11 protein-coding genes and 1 pseudogene are annotated in these 14,070 nt (G+C 67.6%); 7 read left to right on the top strand and 5 right to left on the bottom strand.

Annotated elements, in window-relative coordinates:
* Window positions 1-2: 2 nt before the first annotated feature.
* Window positions 3-1,772: an N-acetylglutaminylglutamine amidotransferase gene (locus ACGI6K_RS06590; RefSeq protein ID WP_376943877.1), complete on the bottom strand. Its 1,770-nt coding sequence runs from the start codon at window positions 1,770-1,772 to the stop codon at window positions 3-5.
* A gap of 157 nt (window positions 1,773-1,929) precedes the next feature.
* Between ACGI6K_RS06590 and ACGI6K_RS06595 the strand changes: the two genes are divergently transcribed.
* On the top strand, window positions 1,930-2,391 hold the full coding sequence (locus ACGI6K_RS06595; protein WP_376943875.1) for a MarR family winged helix-turn-helix transcriptional regulator: 462 nt from the start codon (window positions 1,930-1,932) through the stop codon (window positions 2,389-2,391).
* Window positions 2,392-2,475: 84 nt separating this feature from the next.
* Here ACGI6K_RS06595 and mnmC read toward each other — a convergent pair whose 3' ends face one another.
* Both mnmC and ACGI6K_RS06605 read right to left on the bottom strand, forming a co-directional pair.
* Window positions 2,476-4,437 carry a bifunctional tRNA (5-methylaminomethyl-2-thiouridine)(34)-methyltransferase MnmD/FAD-dependent 5-carboxymethylaminomethyl-2-thiouridine(34) oxidoreductase MnmC gene (gene mnmC, locus ACGI6K_RS06600; RefSeq protein ID WP_376943922.1) on the bottom strand — a complete coding sequence of 654 codons (1,962 nt, stop codon included), beginning with the start codon at window positions 4,435-4,437 and terminating at the stop codon, window positions 2,476-2,478.
* Window positions 4,438-4,493: 56 nt separating this feature from the next.
* Window positions 4,494-5,252, bottom strand: coding sequence for an EAL domain-containing protein (locus ACGI6K_RS06605; RefSeq protein WP_376943873.1), 759 nt, complete (start codon window positions 5,250-5,252; stop codon window positions 4,494-4,496).
* A gap of 160 nt (window positions 5,253-5,412) precedes the next feature.
* Between ACGI6K_RS06605 and pap the strand changes: the two genes are divergently transcribed.
* A complete protein-coding gene (gene pap / locus ACGI6K_RS06610) occupies window positions 5,413-6,897 on the top strand; it encodes a polyphosphate:AMP phosphotransferase (RefSeq protein WP_376943871.1) in 1,485 nt (494 codons plus the stop codon).
* Between the two features lie 345 nt (window positions 6,898-7,242).
* Window positions 7,243-8,277: an OmpP1/FadL family transporter gene (locus ACGI6K_RS06615; protein WP_376943869.1), complete on the top strand. Its 1,035-nt coding sequence runs from the start codon at window positions 7,243-7,245 to the stop codon at window positions 8,275-8,277.
* Between the two features lie 103 nt (window positions 8,278-8,380).
* On the opposite strand, the pseudogene ACGI6K_RS06620 reads toward ACGI6K_RS06615, so the two are convergent.
* Together ACGI6K_RS06620 and ACGI6K_RS06625 are read right to left on the bottom strand one after the other, a co-directional pair.
* Window positions 8,381-8,830, bottom strand: a pseudogene (locus tag ACGI6K_RS06620) (polyphosphate kinase 2); the annotation flags it as partial.
* A 245-nt stretch (window positions 8,831-9,075) separates the two neighbouring features.
* Entirely contained in the window at window positions 9,076-10,470 is a 1,395-nt protein-coding gene (locus ACGI6K_RS06625) for a class II fumarate hydratase (protein ID WP_376943867.1), read from the bottom strand.
* A 182-nt stretch (window positions 10,471-10,652) separates the two neighbouring features.
* On the opposite strand from ACGI6K_RS06625, the gene ACGI6K_RS06630 reads away from it, so the two are divergent.
* The 4 genes from ACGI6K_RS06630 to ACGI6K_RS06645 all read left to right on the top strand — a co-directional run bounded on the left by ACGI6K_RS06630 (window position 10,653) and on the right by ACGI6K_RS06645 (window position 14,060).
* On the top strand, window positions 10,653-11,153 hold the full coding sequence (locus ACGI6K_RS06630; RefSeq protein WP_376943865.1) for a DUF2059 domain-containing protein: 501 nt from the start codon (window positions 10,653-10,655) through the stop codon (window positions 11,151-11,153).
* On the top strand, window positions 11,150-11,458 hold the full coding sequence (locus ACGI6K_RS06635) for a BolA family protein (RefSeq protein WP_376943863.1): 309 nt from the start codon (window positions 11,150-11,152) through the stop codon (window positions 11,456-11,458). Before ACGI6K_RS06630 ends, ACGI6K_RS06635 begins: the two co-directional genes overlap by 4 nt.
* Window positions 11,459-11,647: 189 nt before the next feature.
* Complete coding sequence (locus ACGI6K_RS06640) at window positions 11,648-12,280, top strand: DsbA family protein (RefSeq protein WP_376943861.1); 633 nt, start codon at window positions 11,648-11,650, stop codon at window positions 12,278-12,280.
* Entirely contained in the window at window positions 12,273-14,060 is a 1,788-nt protein-coding gene (locus ACGI6K_RS06645; protein ID WP_376943859.1) for an ABC transporter ATP-binding protein, read from the top strand. Before ACGI6K_RS06640 ends, ACGI6K_RS06645 begins: the two co-directional genes overlap by 8 nt.
* The last annotated feature ends 10 nt before the right edge of the window (window positions 14,061-14,070 follow it).

A 14,070-nucleotide genomic window follows, 5' to 3' on the forward strand; every position in this document is an offset into this window, starting at 1 on the left:
AGCTAGAGTCCCTGTTCGTTGAGCCAGAGGTTGAGAGCCGCCAGTTGCCAGAGCTTGGAACCGCGCAGCGGCGTCAGTTGTCCCTGCGGATCGCTCAGCAGCCGGTCGACTTCGCCCGGATCGAACAGGCCGCGGTCCTGGCTGGGATCGAGCAGGAGTTCGCGCACCCAGTCGAGGGTCGCGCCCTGCAGGTGCTTGAGACCGGGCACCGGAAAGTAGCCCTTGGGCCGGTCGATGACCGCCGCTGGGATGACCTGGCGGGCGGCCTCCTTAAGCACGTGCTTGCCTCCGTCCGGCAGCTTGAAGCGCGGCGGGATGCGCGCCGACAGCTCGACCAAGCGGTAGTCTAAAAACGGTGTGCGCGCCTCCAGGCCCCACGCCATGGTCATGTTGTCGACTCGCTTGACCGGGTCCTCGACCAGCATCACGGTGCTGTCCAGGCGCAGCGCCTTGTCCACCGGGTCCACCGCGCCGGGCCGGGCGAAATGTTCGCGCACGAAGGCTCCGGCATGATCCTCACCATGCCACTTCGGCTGTACGGTGGCCAGGTATTCGGCATGCGTGCGGTCGAAGAAGGCGGCGCGGTAGGCGGCGTAGGGATCGCTGGCGCCTTCCAGCGCCGGATACCAGTGATAGCCGGCGAACAGCTCGTCGGCGCCCTGGCCGCTTTGCACCACCTTACAGTGGCGGGCGACCTCGCGCGCGAGCAGGTAGAAGGCGATGCAGTCGTGACTGACCATCGGCTCGCTCATGGCGCGGAAGGCTGCCGGTAGCTGCTCGATGATCTCCCGCTCGTCGATGCGCAACTGGTGGTGACAGGTGGCGTAGTGGCGGGCGATCAGGTCGGAATACCGGAACTCGTCACCGCGCTCGCCGCCAGCATCCTGAAAGCCGATGGAGAAGGTCGGCAGATTCTCCACGCCGGCCTCGCGCAGCAACCCGACCAGCAGGCTGGAGTCGACTCCGCCGGAGAGCAGCACGCCGACGTCCAGCGCCGCCCGCTGGCGGATCGCCACTGCCGCGCGCAGGCTCTCGAGCAGGGTGTCGCGCCATTCCGTCAGCCCGAAGCCGCGCTCGTCGTCCCGCGGGCCATAGTCCAGTCGCCACCAGGTGCGCTGTTCGCGCTCGCCGTCGGCACCAATGCGTAGCCAGGTCGCCGGCGGCAGCTTCTCCACTTCGGCGAGCAGGGTGCGTGGCGCCGGCACCACGGCGTGGAACTTCAGGTAATGGTCGAGCGCCACCGGATCGAGGGCCGCTCCAATGTCGCCGCCGGCCAGCAGGGCCGGCAGGCTCGAGGCGAAACGCAGGCGGTGGCCGTTGTGCGTCAGGTACAGCGGTTTGACGCCGAGCCGGTCGCGGGCGAGGAACAGCCGCTGGCGGTCGCGCTCCCAGATGGCGAAGGCGAACATGCCGTTAAGCCTGGGCAGCAGCGCCTCACCCCAGGCGTGATAGCCCTTAAGCAGCACTTCGGTGTCGCCGTCGGAGAAGAACCGGTAGCCGAGGCTTTGCAGCTCGTCGCGCAGTTCCGGGTAGTTGTAGATGGCGCCGTTGAACACCAGGTCAAGGCCGAGGTCGCTGTCGATCATCGGTTGGCCGGAGGCCTCGGCCAGGTCCATGATTTTCAGCCGGCGATGGCCCAGGGCGATCGGCCCCTGGGCGTGCACGCCCCAGGCGTCGGGCCCGCGAGAGGTTAGCTGATGGGTGATACGCTCGACCGCCGCGAGGTCGGCCGGACGCTTGTCGAAACGCAGTTCTCCAGATATGCCGCACATGGGTCCTTACCGGTTTTGCCGTTGGGGAGTCTGTCCGCGCCCTTCGGGGCGCGCTCGTTGCCGATGGATTGAAAAATCCGCGGCTAGTCGCAGACTTTTACACCAAAACAAAAAAATGCTTTGATGTCAAAAATTGGTTGCCTATGTTTACGACGCAATGACTGCAGAAAAAGTTTTATATCAAAGTGATATTTCGATCTTCGAAGTACCGTTGTTCCAGGCTATGCGGCGTCTGCAGCAGGCCGGGGAGATGCATGCCAAGCGGGTGGTGCGCTACGGTGGGCTGACCCCGATGCAACTGCTGATTCTGCGGGCGCTGGCCGACGAGGCGCGGCTGACGGCGAGCACGCTGAGCCGGCGGGTGAGCCTCACCGCGGCGACTTTATCCGTGCTGCTCGACCGGCTGGAGGAGCGCGGCCTGCTGCAGCGCCAGCGTGACCAACGGGACCGCCGCCGGCAGTGGCTGGTGCTCGCCGAGGCCGGCCGCGCCCTGCTCGCGGAGGCGCCGCCGCTGCTGCCGCCGGAGTTCCGTCTGCGCTTCGCCGCACTGCCGGAGTGGGAGCGACATGCCTTGACCGCGGCGTTACTGCGGGCAGCGGAGTTGTGTGGGGGAGAATAGGAGGAGGGGGCTTTTCGAAAACGAGGCCCGTACCCGGCTCTACATCGCGACCAAGGCTGTTCCCACCGGTGCGCAGCAGTTTCCTTACTTCCCCCGGATCAACCTCCGCAACCCGAACCGGTTGGGATGGCAGGCCTCCGCCACCGCCTTTGGCACCGGCAGCGGCTCGTCGTCCAGCCAGGCGGCCAGCAGTTCCCCGGCCAGCGGTGCGCTGAGCAGACCGCGCGAGCCGTGGCCGCTGCTGACGTACAGGCCTTCCTGCCAGGGACAGGGACGCTGCGGCACCTGCCGGGCGTCCTTGCCGAGCACGGCGTAGGCTTCGGCGAAGGCCGCGGCGTCGGCCAGGGGGCCGACGATCGGCAGGTAGTCCGAGCTGGTGCAGCGAAAGCCCGCGCGTCCGTCGAGAGCCGCCGGATCGAGACGCTCGATTTGCAGCCGCTTGGCCAGATCGGTGGAGATCTCCCGCAACAGTTGCAGGTTCTCCGCATGTTCCTCGGCGGTCAGCGCCAATTCGCTCGCCTCGAAACGGAAGCTGGCGCCCAGGGTGTGTTCGCCGTCGCGTAGTGGGGCGACGTAGCCCTCGGCGCAGAGCACGGTCTTCAGATGGCTGCTGGCGGCGGTCGCTGGCAGGCGGCTGATCTGCCCGCGGATGCGCTTGAGCGGCAGTCCGGCGGTCTCGGGGAAGCGGGCGATGTCCGCCGCGCCGCAGAGCACCGCGATCGGCGCTCGGGCAAGCGATTGATCGCCGCTACGGGCGCACCACTGGCCATTCTCGCGGCGCAGTTCCAGGACTTCCCGGTGGCTCAGCAGGCGGATATTCGGATGGTCGGCGAGCTGTGCGCAGAGCGCCGGCGGGTGCACCCAGCCGGCTTCGGGGTAGAACAGCCCGCCGCTGTCCAGGGTGATCCCGGCCAGGGCCTCGGCTTGCGCGCGGTTCAGGTTGTGCAGTAGGTCGCCGGGGAAGGCCGCCGCCAGTTCGGCCTGGCGCGCCGCTTCCCTGGCGTCGAAGGCCAGTTGCAGCACGCCGCAGGGAGACCAGTCATGGCCCGCTTCGAGGCGCTGCAGTAGCCGGCGGGTGAAGCCGAAGCCGGCGACGATCAGCCGCGAGAGCGCTGTGCCGTGGGCCGACAGCTTGAGGTAGAGCACGCCCTGCGGATTGCCCGAGGTTTCCTCGGCGACCCCGTCGCGGCGCTCCAGCAGGGTTACCCGCCAGCCGCGCCAGGCGAGGCTCGCCGCCGCGGCGCAGCCGGCCAGGCCGGCGCCGATCACCAGCGCCTCGCGGGCGCCTGCGGGACGCGGCGGGCGGGCGAACCAGGGTTTGCCGGCATCCGGCACGGCTCCTTCGAAACGTCCGGCAAGCATCTCGCGCTTATGGCCGAACCCCTTGACCCGCTGCATGGCGAAGCCCGCTCCGAGCAGCCCGCGGCGCACCAGGCCGGCGCTGGTGAAGGTGGCTAGGCTGGCGCCGGGAGCGGACAGCCGGGCCAGTTCGGCGAACAGTTCGGGTGTCCACATCTGCGGGTTCTTCGCCGGCGCGAAGCCGTCGAGGAACCAGGCGTCGATGCGCGCGTCCAGTTCCGGCAGACGCTCCAGCACGTCGCCGATCAGCAGGGTCAGCACTACCCGGCCGCCGGCGAAAACCAGGCGCTGGAAGCCCGGGTGCATGGCGACGTACTGCTCCAGCAGGGCCTCGGCGTAGGACGCCAGCTCCGGCCAGAGGGCCAGCGCCCGCTGCAGGTCGGCGCGGGTCAGGGGGTACTTCTCGACGCTGACGAAGTGCAACCGGGCGTCGGCCGGAGCCGTGCGCTCGAACAGTTGCCAGGCGCAGAGGAAGTTCAACCCGGTGCCGAAGCCGGTTTCGCCGATGTTCAACCGCCCGCCGGCCGGCAGGGCGGCGAAACGCAGCGGCAGTCCATTGTGGCCGAGGAACACGTAGCGGGTCTCCTCCAGCCCCGAGGCACGGGAGAAATACACGTCGCCGAAACCGCGCGACAGCGGTTGGCCTTGCTCGTCCCAGTCGAGCTGGGCGTAGGGGTGGTCGGTCATCGGATAGGACGGCTGGCGGAATGAGAGCGACATTCTAGCCGCCGTGTCGGGTGGCGTCAGGCCAGCGCCTCGGCCTGTTCCTGGCGATGGGCCGGCGGCGCCCAAACTTGCACGAAGCGGGGGCGGAACAGATAGCCCTGGACCAGGCCGATGCCTAGCCGGCGGGCCAGTCGCAGATGCTCGGCGGTTTCCACGCCCTCCAGGACCACCGCTTTGCCGCTCTGCCGGGCGAAGTCGAGGAGGCTGTGCAGCAGGGGCCGGTCATGCGGGCCGGACAGGCGATTCAACCAGTCCCGGGCCAGCTTCAGGTAATCGACCCGAGCCAGTACATCCAGGGATACCAGGCTGTCATGGGCACCGATATCGTCCAGGGCCATAGGGATGCCGGCGCTGCCGAAGCGGCCGAGCATGGCGATGCTCACCTGGGCATCGGAAATCGAGCTGTTTTCGGTGATCTCCACCACCGTGCGGGGATGTCCGGCGAGCAGTTCCACCAGGGGATGGCGGACTTCATCGAGGAAGGTGGCGAAGGCGTCCTGGTCGATGTTGAGGAACAGCAGGCCGCTCTCCGGCGCCTGGAGGATCTGCAACTTCTTGATCTTCAGCTCCAACTGGAACAGGCTCAGCGGACTGTCGTGCAAGGTGCAAAAGACCTGCTCGGGCTGCAGGTTGCAGCCGGCGGCGCTGCGGAATCGGGCCAGGGCCTCGTGACCGATGGCGTTGCCGCTGGCGACCTCGACGATCGGCTGGTATTCCACGCCCAGTCCCTGGCCTTCAAGCAGGGCCAGCAAGTGGGCTGGCGACGGAGTGGGCATATGCGCTCCGATGCATTTGGGATTGTTTCTCAATAGTACCCCTGCATTCCTTGTCGGGGGAATCTTCGCCGCGTTCCGCGAAGCTCTGTTCCGGGCTTTCGCCGGGCGCCGTGGAGGTCCCGCCGAGTTTGTCGTTCAATGATTTCCCGAGAGGCTACGTATGTTCGAATCCGCCGAGATCGGCCACCAGGTCGACAAGGACAGTTACGAAGCGGCCGTACCGGCGCTGCGCGAGGCGTTGCTGGCAGCCCAGTACGAACTCCGCCAGCAGGCGCGTTTTCCGGTGTTGGTGCTGATCAGCGGTATCGAGGGTGCCGGCAAGGGCGAGACGGTCAAGCTGCTCAACGAATGGATGGACCCGCGGCTGATCGAGGTCAGCACGTTCGACCAGCAGACCGACGAGGAGCTGGCGCACCCGCCGGCCTGGCGCTACTGGCGTCAGTTGCCGCCGAAGGGGCGGATCGGCATCTTCTTCGGCAACTGGTACAGCCAGATGTTGCAGGCGCGGGTGCACGAGCGGATCGACGATGCCCGCCTCGACCAGGCCATCGACGGCGCCGAGCGCCTGGAGCGGATGCTCAGCGACGAGGGTGCGCTGATCTTCAAGTTCTGGTTCCACCTTTCCAAGAAGCGCATGAAGGAGCGCCTGGCGCTGCTCAAGGACGATCCCTTGCACAGTTGGCGGCTGAGTCCTCTGGACTGGCAGCAGTCGAAGACTTACGGCAAGTTCGTGCGCTACGGCGAGCGGGTGCTGCGGCGCAGCAGTCGGGACTTCGCGCCCTGGTACGTGATCGAGGGCTCCGATGCCAATTACCGCAGCCTGAGCGTCGGGCGCATCCTCCTCGACGGCCTGCAAGCGGCCCTCGTGCAACGGGGTCGGCCGGCCCACCGCCCGCACGCGGCGCCGCTGGTGTCCAGCGTGGACAACCGCGCCCTGCTGGATTCCTTGGACATGACCCAGGTCCTCGCCAAGCCGGATTACCAGCGTCTGCTGATCGCCGAGCAGGCGCGCCTGGCCCTGCTGATGCGCGACAAACGCATGCGCCGGCATGCCTTGGTGGCAGTGTTCGAGGGCAACGACGCGGCCGGCAAGGGCAGCTCGATCCGCCGTGTCGCCGCCGCCTTGGACCCGCGCCAGTACCGGATAGTGCAGATCGCCGCACCGACCGAGGAGGAGCGCGCCCAGCCCTACCTCTGGCGTTTCTGGCGGCATGTCCCGCCGCGCGGCAAGTTCACCATCTTCGACCGCTCCTGGTACGGACGGGTGCTGGTGGAGCGGGTCGAGCGTCTGTGCAGCGAGGCCGACTGGCTGCGCGCCTACGGCGAAATCAACGATTTCGAGGAGCAGTTGAGCGATGCCGGGGTGGTGCTGGTCAAGTTTTGGCTGGCCATCGACCGGGAGACCCAACTGGTGCGCTTCAAGGAGCGCGAAGCGACGCCCTTCAAGCGCTTCAAGATCACCGAGGAAGATTGGCGCAACCGCGACAAGTGGGAGGACTACAGCGACGCGGTGGGCGATATGGTCGACCGCACCAGCAGCGAGATCGCCCCCTGGACCCTGGTCGAGGCCAACGACAAGCGCTTCGCCCGGGTGAAGATCCTGCGCACCCTCAACGACGCCCTGGAGAAGGCCTTTCGCCGCTAAGGCGCCGCTTTTTCCAGCGCCGTCCATCCGATTCCGGCCCCCGTTCGCGTGCCGATGAACGGCCAGCCCGTCTACCTACGATCAAGGCCGCTGGGCTGGCTCCAGCCAGCCAGTGGGACGCTCGTCCAACAACTATGCTTACGCGGGTTGACTGACGCTGGACATGGCGAGGCGATATCGCTCCGCCAGTGACTTGCCCACACGAGGTCGACGGACTGCCAGTCCGTGTCCGGGAGGATTTCCGGGAAAAGCCGGTGGGCTTGCCGCATTGCCCTAGCCAAGACCGCTTAGTCTGCACGGCTGGTACCCCCTCAACAGTCGGATGGATGCGAGAGGTGGCTAGCCATGCCAACCCGTCAAGTTCTGTTCGGGCTCGCCCTGCTCGGTGCCACTGGCACCGCTTGGGCGGATGATTCCAAATTCTCCGTCGCTGCCGGTCGCAGCGCCCCGGTCGCCGCCGGTTCCGGCGCTGCCGTTCCGCCGGCGGCCAATCCCGTCATGGCCGCCGGAATGGAAATGGCCGTGGCGAACGGCAGCGGGCAGGGTGCCGGCCGCCTGGTCGCCGAACCCGGACTGCGTGGACTGACCCTGCAGCCGACTTTCGCCTACCGGCTCAACGATGCGCTTTCCATCGGCATCGGCGCGCGCCTCGTCCAGGGCGCCGTGCTCCGTCCCGGCGGTGCTCCGGCCGATGCGCCGCCAACCTACCTGGATAGCGACACCGGCGCCGGCCTCAATCTGGGCCTGCTGTACCGGTTGAGCGACAGCACCTGGCTGGGGCTGGCCTATGCCAGCGGCTACGAACTGAATCTCGACGAGCGTGCCGGGGTCGCCGATCCCGTGGCGAACGTCACCCGCGGACGTCCGGAAACCAACCGGACGATCGTCGAGGCGCGGGCGCCGGACAGCGTCACCGCGAGCATTTCCCACCGGCTGGACAGTGGCTGGATGCTCTCGGCCAGCCTCGGCTGGATGGGCTGGAGCGCCCTGCAGCGGCCTGCGGGCGAGGCGCCGAGCCCGGCTGCCGCGAGCGTCGGTGGCGCACACCAGTACCGCGACACCTGGCGCCTCGCCCTGGGCGCGGAACAGCAGCTTGGCGAGCATCTGCATTGGAGCATGGGGCTGAGCTACGACTCGTCGCCTTTGCCCGGCGACCAGCGCAACCTGGACGACCCGTTGCCGGAAAACCTGCGCCTGGCCGCCGGGCTGAGCTACCAGATGGATCAGGGAGTGGAGTTGCAGCTCGGCTATAGCCTGATCTGGCTGGGCGAAGCGGAGTCGCGGCAGAACGGCCGGACGCGCAACGACGGCATCCTGTCCGCCGAGCCGCCCGGCAGTACCCTGCACGTCATCGGCGGGGGCATAGTTTGGCGTTTCTGAAGCACGACCGGAGCAGGCCGCCGGTGGTGCCGCCTTCCTGGCCACGGCGGCAAGACCGGCGCAAGCCGCCCGCGCCGGATCGGCAGCGTCTTTCGGCTCGCGATCAATACACCGCCGGCACGAAGATTTCCTTCGCCTGGGGGTTGCGCGCATAGTCCGGGTGGTAGACCCGTTCGGGCAGGATGATGGCCGGGCGCTCGATCTCGCTGTAAGGCACCTGGCCGAGCAGGTGGTGGATGCAGTTCAGACGCGCCCTTTTCTTGTCCACCGCTTCGACGATCCACCAAGGCGCCTCGGGGATGTGGGAGCGCTCCAGCATGACCTCCTTGGCGCGGGTGTAATGTTCCCAGCGGCGGCGCGACTCCAGGTCCATCGGGCTCAGCTTCCACTGCTTGAGCGGATCGTGGATGCGCATCAGGAAGCGTTTCTGCTGCTCGTCGTCGGTGATCGAGAACCAGTATTTGACGAGGATAATGCCGGAGCGGATCAGCATTCTTGCGAATTCCGTGACGCTGCGGAAGAACTCCTCGTATTCCTCGTCGGGCACGACGCCCGGGCCGCTAAGTGTCGGCGGGGCCGATGGGAAACGATTGGACATGGCTGCTCCATGTGCCGCGATGGCGAATAGGCTCGGCTGCCTGCGCCGGACCACGGGGGCGCGCGTAGCTGGCTTCCGGGCGTGTAAGGAAGACGTGGGATAGCCTATGACGGAGTAGTGACGAAATGATGATCTGCGCTGGGAGGAAGCGCGCCCCGCGGCGGCTGGAGCGTCCACGGAGCGCGGTCGCCGGGGTAGCTTCAGTCGTGCCGGCCGGCTTCCAGCATGTCCTGCGGACGCACCCAGGCGTCGAATTCCTCGCCGCTGAGGTGGCCGAGGGCCAGGGCGGCCTCGCGCAGGGTGGTGCCTTCGGCATAGGCCTTCTTGGCGATTTCCGCGGCCTTGTCGTAGCCGATGTGCGGGTTCAGCGCGGTCACCAGCATCAGGCTGTGCTCGAGGTGCTCGCTCATTCGTCGCGGATCCGGCTCCAGCCCTTCGATGCAGTGCTCGCGGAAGTTGCGGCAACCGTCGGCGAGCAGACGCACGGATTGCAGCAGATTGTGGATGATCACCGGCTTGTAGACATTGAGCTGCAGATGCCCCTGGCTGGCAGCGAAGGCGATAGTGCTGTCGTTGCCCATGACCTGGCAGGCGAGCATGGTCAGGGCCTCGCACTGGGTCGGGTTGACCTTGCCGGGCATGATCGAGCTACCCGGCTCGTTGGCCGGCAGGCGCACCTCGGCGAGGCCTGCGCGCGGACCGGAGCCGAGTAGGCGCAGGTCGTTGGCGATCTTGGTCAGCGCCACCGCCAGGGTCTTCAGGGCGCCCGAGAGGTGCACCAGCGGCTCGTGGCCGGCGAGGGCGGCGAACTTGTTCGGCGCCGAGACGAAGGGCAGGTCGGAGAGGGCGGCCAGTTCCGCGGCGATCGCTTCGGCGAAGCCGTGCGGCGCGTTCAGCCCGGTGCCGACCGCGGTCCCGCCCTGGGCCAGCTCGCAGACCGCCGGCAGCGCTGCGCGGATGGCTTGCTCGGCCAGGCCGAGCTGGGCGACGAAGGCCGAGAGTTCCTGGCCGAAGGTCACCGGCGTGGCGTCCATCAGGTGGGTGCGCCCGGTCTTGACCAGATGCGCATGGCGCTTCGCCTGGCTGTCGAGGGCCGCGGCCAGTTCCTCGACCGCCGGCAGCAATTCCCGCTGCACGGCCTGCACGGTGGCGATGTGCATGGCGGTGGGAAAGCAGTCGTTGGAACTCTGCCCGCGGTTGACATGGTCGTTGGGGTGCACCGGGCTCTTGCCCCCGCGCGGGCCGCCGGCCAACTCGTTGGCGCGCCCGGCGATCACTTCGTTGATGTTCATGTTGCTCTGGGTGCCGCTGCCGGTCTGCCAGACCACCAGCGGGAACTGCCCGTCGTGCTGGCCGGCGAGCACCTCGTCGGCGGTCTGCTCGATCAGCCGGGCGATTTCCGACGGCAGCTCGCCGATGCGGTCGTTGACCCGGGCGGCGGCCTTCTTGATCAGCGCCAGGGCATGCAGCACGGCGAGCGGCATACGCTCCTGGCCGATGGCGAAGTTGATCAGCGAGCGCTGTGTCTGGGCACCCCAGTAGGCTTCGTCGGGAACCTCGATCGGCCCCAGGCTGTCGGTTTCGGTGCGACTCATGCGACAAGTCTCTACGAACGTTGAAGTCCAACGAAGTGTAGACGCCGCTGGGGCTTCCCTTGAGCCCCCACCGGCTTGGGCGCAGAATGGGCCGGCCGAAGAGGCCCGGCCGCACGTCCCGGCCGACGGGCCCGTCGGGGGGCCTTCCCCCCCTTTTTTGCCTTGTCTAGAAGGATGTCCGAATGTCCCGTTTTCGAGTGCTCTGTGCCGCCAGCCTGCTGCTCTGCGTCAGCGGCCAGGCACTGGCCGACGCCGCCAGCCATGCCGCCGCTACGGAAAAGTTCCTCCAGGTGGTGCATGCCGACAAACTGACCGTGCCCGTCTATGCCCAGGTACAGCAGATGTTCGCCCAGCGCTTTGCCGAGGCCAAGGCGCCGCAGAGCAAGCAGTCGCTGCTCGAGCGCTACCAGGCCCAGGCCAACACCGCGCTGGACAAGGCGGTCGGCTGGGATAGGCTCAAGCCCGATATGGTCAAGCTCTACACCTCCACCTTCAATGAAAGCGAGATGAAGGAACTGCTCGTGTTCTATCAGTCGTCGCTGGGCCAGAAGGTTCTGCAGAGCATGCCGGCGCTCACCGCGCAATCGGCGCAGATGACCCAGGCGGCGTTGGAGAAGGCGGTACCGGAGGTGAACCGGTTGCTCGACGAAATGCACAAGGAGCTGGGAGGAACCAAGAAATGACCGCCAAGATCGAGCGCATCGAGAGCGCCCTGGCCACCTTGGAGCCCACCCATCTGCAGGTGCTCGACGAGAGCCACATGCACAGTCGCGGCCTGGAGACCCACTACAAGGCGGTGATCGTCAGTGCGCAGTTCGCCGGCCTGGGCGAAGTGAAGCGCCACCAGAAGGTCTACGCCGTCCTCGGCGAGCTGATGGGGCAGATGCACGCCCTGGCGCTGCACACCTATACCCCCGAGGAGTGGGCGCTGCGCGGCGGCGCACCGGACTCGCCGCTTTGCGCCGGCGGCAGTAAGCACGACCGCTGAGTAAGCGAGAGGCGGCAGTTTGCCGCAGTCCGCCCGGCCGCCTCCGCTGCGGTACACTCCAGCCTGCGCCGGCGTCCGCCGGCGCAGCCGTTTCCGAGTCATCGACAGCTTTTTCGCCGACTGCGGGCCATGGCCCCCGGTCCGGCTGGCTACGATCAAACCCATCCTCCGAAGCGCTACGGAGTTCGTATGAGTGAGCGCCTGCTCTATGTAATGGATCCCATGTGCTCCTGGTGCTGGGGCTTCGCCCCGGTGGTCAAGGACCTGGCCAGCCGGGCGACGCGGGCAGGCGTGCGGCTGGACTGGGTGGTCGGCGGCCTGCGCCGGGAAACTTCGCCGCTCGGCGAGCCGACCCGCACGCGCATTCTCGCCCACTGGCAGGCCGTGCACGCTGGTACCGGCCAACCTTTCAATTTCGACGCTGGGCTGCCCGAAGGCATGATTTACGATACCGAGCCGGCCTGCCGCGCGCTGGTGGTGGCGCGTCATCTCGCGCCGCGGCGGGTGGCGCATCTCGCGCGGCTGATCCAGCGGGCCTTCTACCTGGAAGGCCGCGACGTGACCCATGCCCGCGTCCTGCTGGAGTTGGCCGAGGCCGCCGGCTTCGCCCGCTGCTGCTTCGCCGAAGCCTTCGACAGCGCCGAGCAGCGGGAGGCCACCCGCGCCGATTTCGCCTGGGTCGAGCGGCTCGGCATCGCCGGTTTTCCGACCCTGCTGGCCGAGCGCAACGGCATGCTCGCGCTGCTGACCAACGGCCACCAGCCGCTCGAGCGCCTGGCGCCCCTGCTGGAGCGCTGGCTGGAGCGCGCCGCCCATGCCTGAAGCCACCGATCGCCTGGGCTGGGCGGAGATCCGCCGGCTCGCCCTGCACCACCGCAAGGCCTTGATGCTGGCCAACCTGGTCGCTGTGCTGGCGGCCCTGACCAGCGTGCCGATTCCGCTGCTGTTGCCGCTTCTGGTCGACGAAGTGCTGCTCCGGCAAGGGGATGCGGCGTTGCGCCTGATGGATCGGGTGTTGCCGGCCGCCTGGCAGGGCGCGGTCGGCTACATCGGCCTGATGCTGCTGGCGACCCTGCTGCTGCGTAGTGCCTCGCTGCTGTTCGGCGTGCTGCAGGCCCGGTTGTTCGCCCGGTTGTCGAAGGATGTCGTCTATCGCCTACGCATGCGTCTGATCGAGCGGCTCAAGCGTATCTCCCTGGGCGAATACGAAAGCCTCGGCAGCGGCACCGTGACCGCCCATCTGGTCACCGACTTGGACACCCTGGACTCCTTCGTCGGCGACACCCTGAGCCGTTTCCTGGTCGCCGTCCTGACCCTGGCCGGCACCTCGGCGATCCTGATCTGGATGCACTGGCAACTGGCCCTGCTGATCCTCCTGTTCAACCCCCTGGTGATCTATGCCACCGTACTGCTCGGCAAGCGCGTCAAGCACCTGAAGAAGCTGGAAAACGACAGCACCGCGCGCTTCACCCAGGCGCTCGGCGAAACCCTGGAGGCAATCCAGGAGGTGCGCGCTGGCAACCGCCAGGGCTTCTTCCTCGGCCGCCTCGGCCTGCGCGCCCGGGAAGTGCGCGACCGCGCCGTCGCCTCGCAGTGGAAGACCGATGCCTCGACCCGCGCCAGCGGCCTGTTGTTCCAGTTCGGTATCGACGTGTTCCGCGCCGCGGCGATGCTCACCGTGTTGTTCTCCGACCTGTCGATCGGCCAGATGCTCGCGGTGTTCAGTTATCTGTGGTTCATGATCGCCCCGGTGGAGCAACTGCTCGGCCTGCAATACGCCTTCTACGCCGCCAGCGGCGCCCTGGCGCGAATCAACGAGTTGCTCGCCCGCGCCGACGAGCCGCAGTACTCCGGCAGCGTTGATCCGTTCAAGGGACGCGCCACGGTCGGCATCGAGGTGCGCGATCTGCATTTCGCCTACCGCGACGAACCGGTGCTGGATGGTCTCGACCTGTCTATCGCGCCGGGCGAGAAGGTCGCCGTGGTCGGCGCCTCTGGCGGCGGCAAGAGCACCCTGGTGCAACTGCTGCTCGGCCTCTACAGCCCGCAGTCGGGGACTATCCGTTTCGGCGGCTCGACCCTGGAGGAGATCGGCCTGGAGCGGGTGCGCGAGCATGTCGCGGTGGTCCTCCAGCAGCCGGCGCTGTTCAATGACACGGTGCGCGCCAACCTGACCCTGGGCCGCGAGCGCAGCGACGAAAACTGTTGGCAGGCGCTGGAGATCGCCCAACTGGCGGCGACCGTGCGTGCCCTGCCGCAGGGGCTGGACAGCGTGGTCGGCCGTTCCGGCGTGCGCCTCTCCGGCGGCCAGCGGCAACGCTTGGCGATCGCCCGCATGGTGCTCGCCGACCCGCAGGTGGTGATCCTCGACGAAGCCACCTCGGCCCTCGACGCGGCCACCGAATACGCTTTGCACCAGGCGCTGGCGCGCTTCCTCAATGGCCGCACCACGCTGATCATCGCTCACCGTCTGTCGGCGGTGAAGCAGGCCGACCGGGTGCTGGTATTCGACGACGGGCGTATCGCCGAGGAGGGCGACCACCACCAACTGATCGCTGGGGGCGGCCTGTACGCCAAGCTCTACGGGCATTTGCAGCACTGACCGTTGCGCT

Source organism: Azorhizophilus paspali, from assembly GCF_043587585.2.
GTDB lineage: Bacteria > Pseudomonadota > Gammaproteobacteria > Pseudomonadales > Pseudomonadaceae > Azotobacter > Azotobacter paspali.

Coding starts and splice junctions, on each gene's coding strand:
- ACGI6K_RS06640 (WP_376943861.1), top strand. CDS start 11,648: ATGAGTGAGCGCCTGCTCTATGTAATGGATCCCATGTGCTCCTGGTGC.
- ACGI6K_RS06605 (WP_376943873.1), bottom strand. CDS start 5,252: ATGCCCACTCCGTCGCCAGCCCACTTGCTGGCCCTGCTTGAAGGCCAG.
- pap (WP_376943871.1), top strand. CDS start 5,413: ATGTTCGAATCCGCCGAGATCGGCCACCAGGTCGACAAGGACAGTTAC.
- mnmC (WP_376943922.1), bottom strand. CDS start 4,437: ATGACCGACCACCCCTACGCCCAGCTCGACTGGGACGAGCAAGGCCAA.
- ACGI6K_RS06595 (WP_376943875.1), top strand. CDS start 1,930: ATGACTGCAGAAAAAGTTTTATATCAAAGTGATATTTCGATCTTCGAA.
- ACGI6K_RS06635 (WP_376943863.1), top strand. CDS start 11,150: ATGACCGCCAAGATCGAGCGCATCGAGAGCGCCCTGGCCACCTTGGAG.
- ACGI6K_RS06625 (WP_376943867.1), bottom strand. CDS start 10,470: ATGAGTCGCACCGAAACCGACAGCCTGGGGCCGATCGAGGTTCCCGAC.
- ACGI6K_RS06615 (WP_376943869.1), top strand. CDS start 7,243: ATGCCAACCCGTCAAGTTCTGTTCGGGCTCGCCCTGCTCGGTGCCACT.
- ACGI6K_RS06645 (WP_376943859.1), top strand. CDS start 12,273: ATGCCTGAAGCCACCGATCGCCTGGGCTGGGCGGAGATCCGCCGGCTC.
- ACGI6K_RS06590 (WP_376943877.1), bottom strand. CDS start 1,772: ATGTGCGGCATATCTGGAGAACTGCGTTTCGACAAGCGTCCGGCCGAC.
- ACGI6K_RS06630 (WP_376943865.1), top strand. CDS start 10,653: ATGTCCCGTTTTCGAGTGCTCTGTGCCGCCAGCCTGCTGCTCTGCGTC.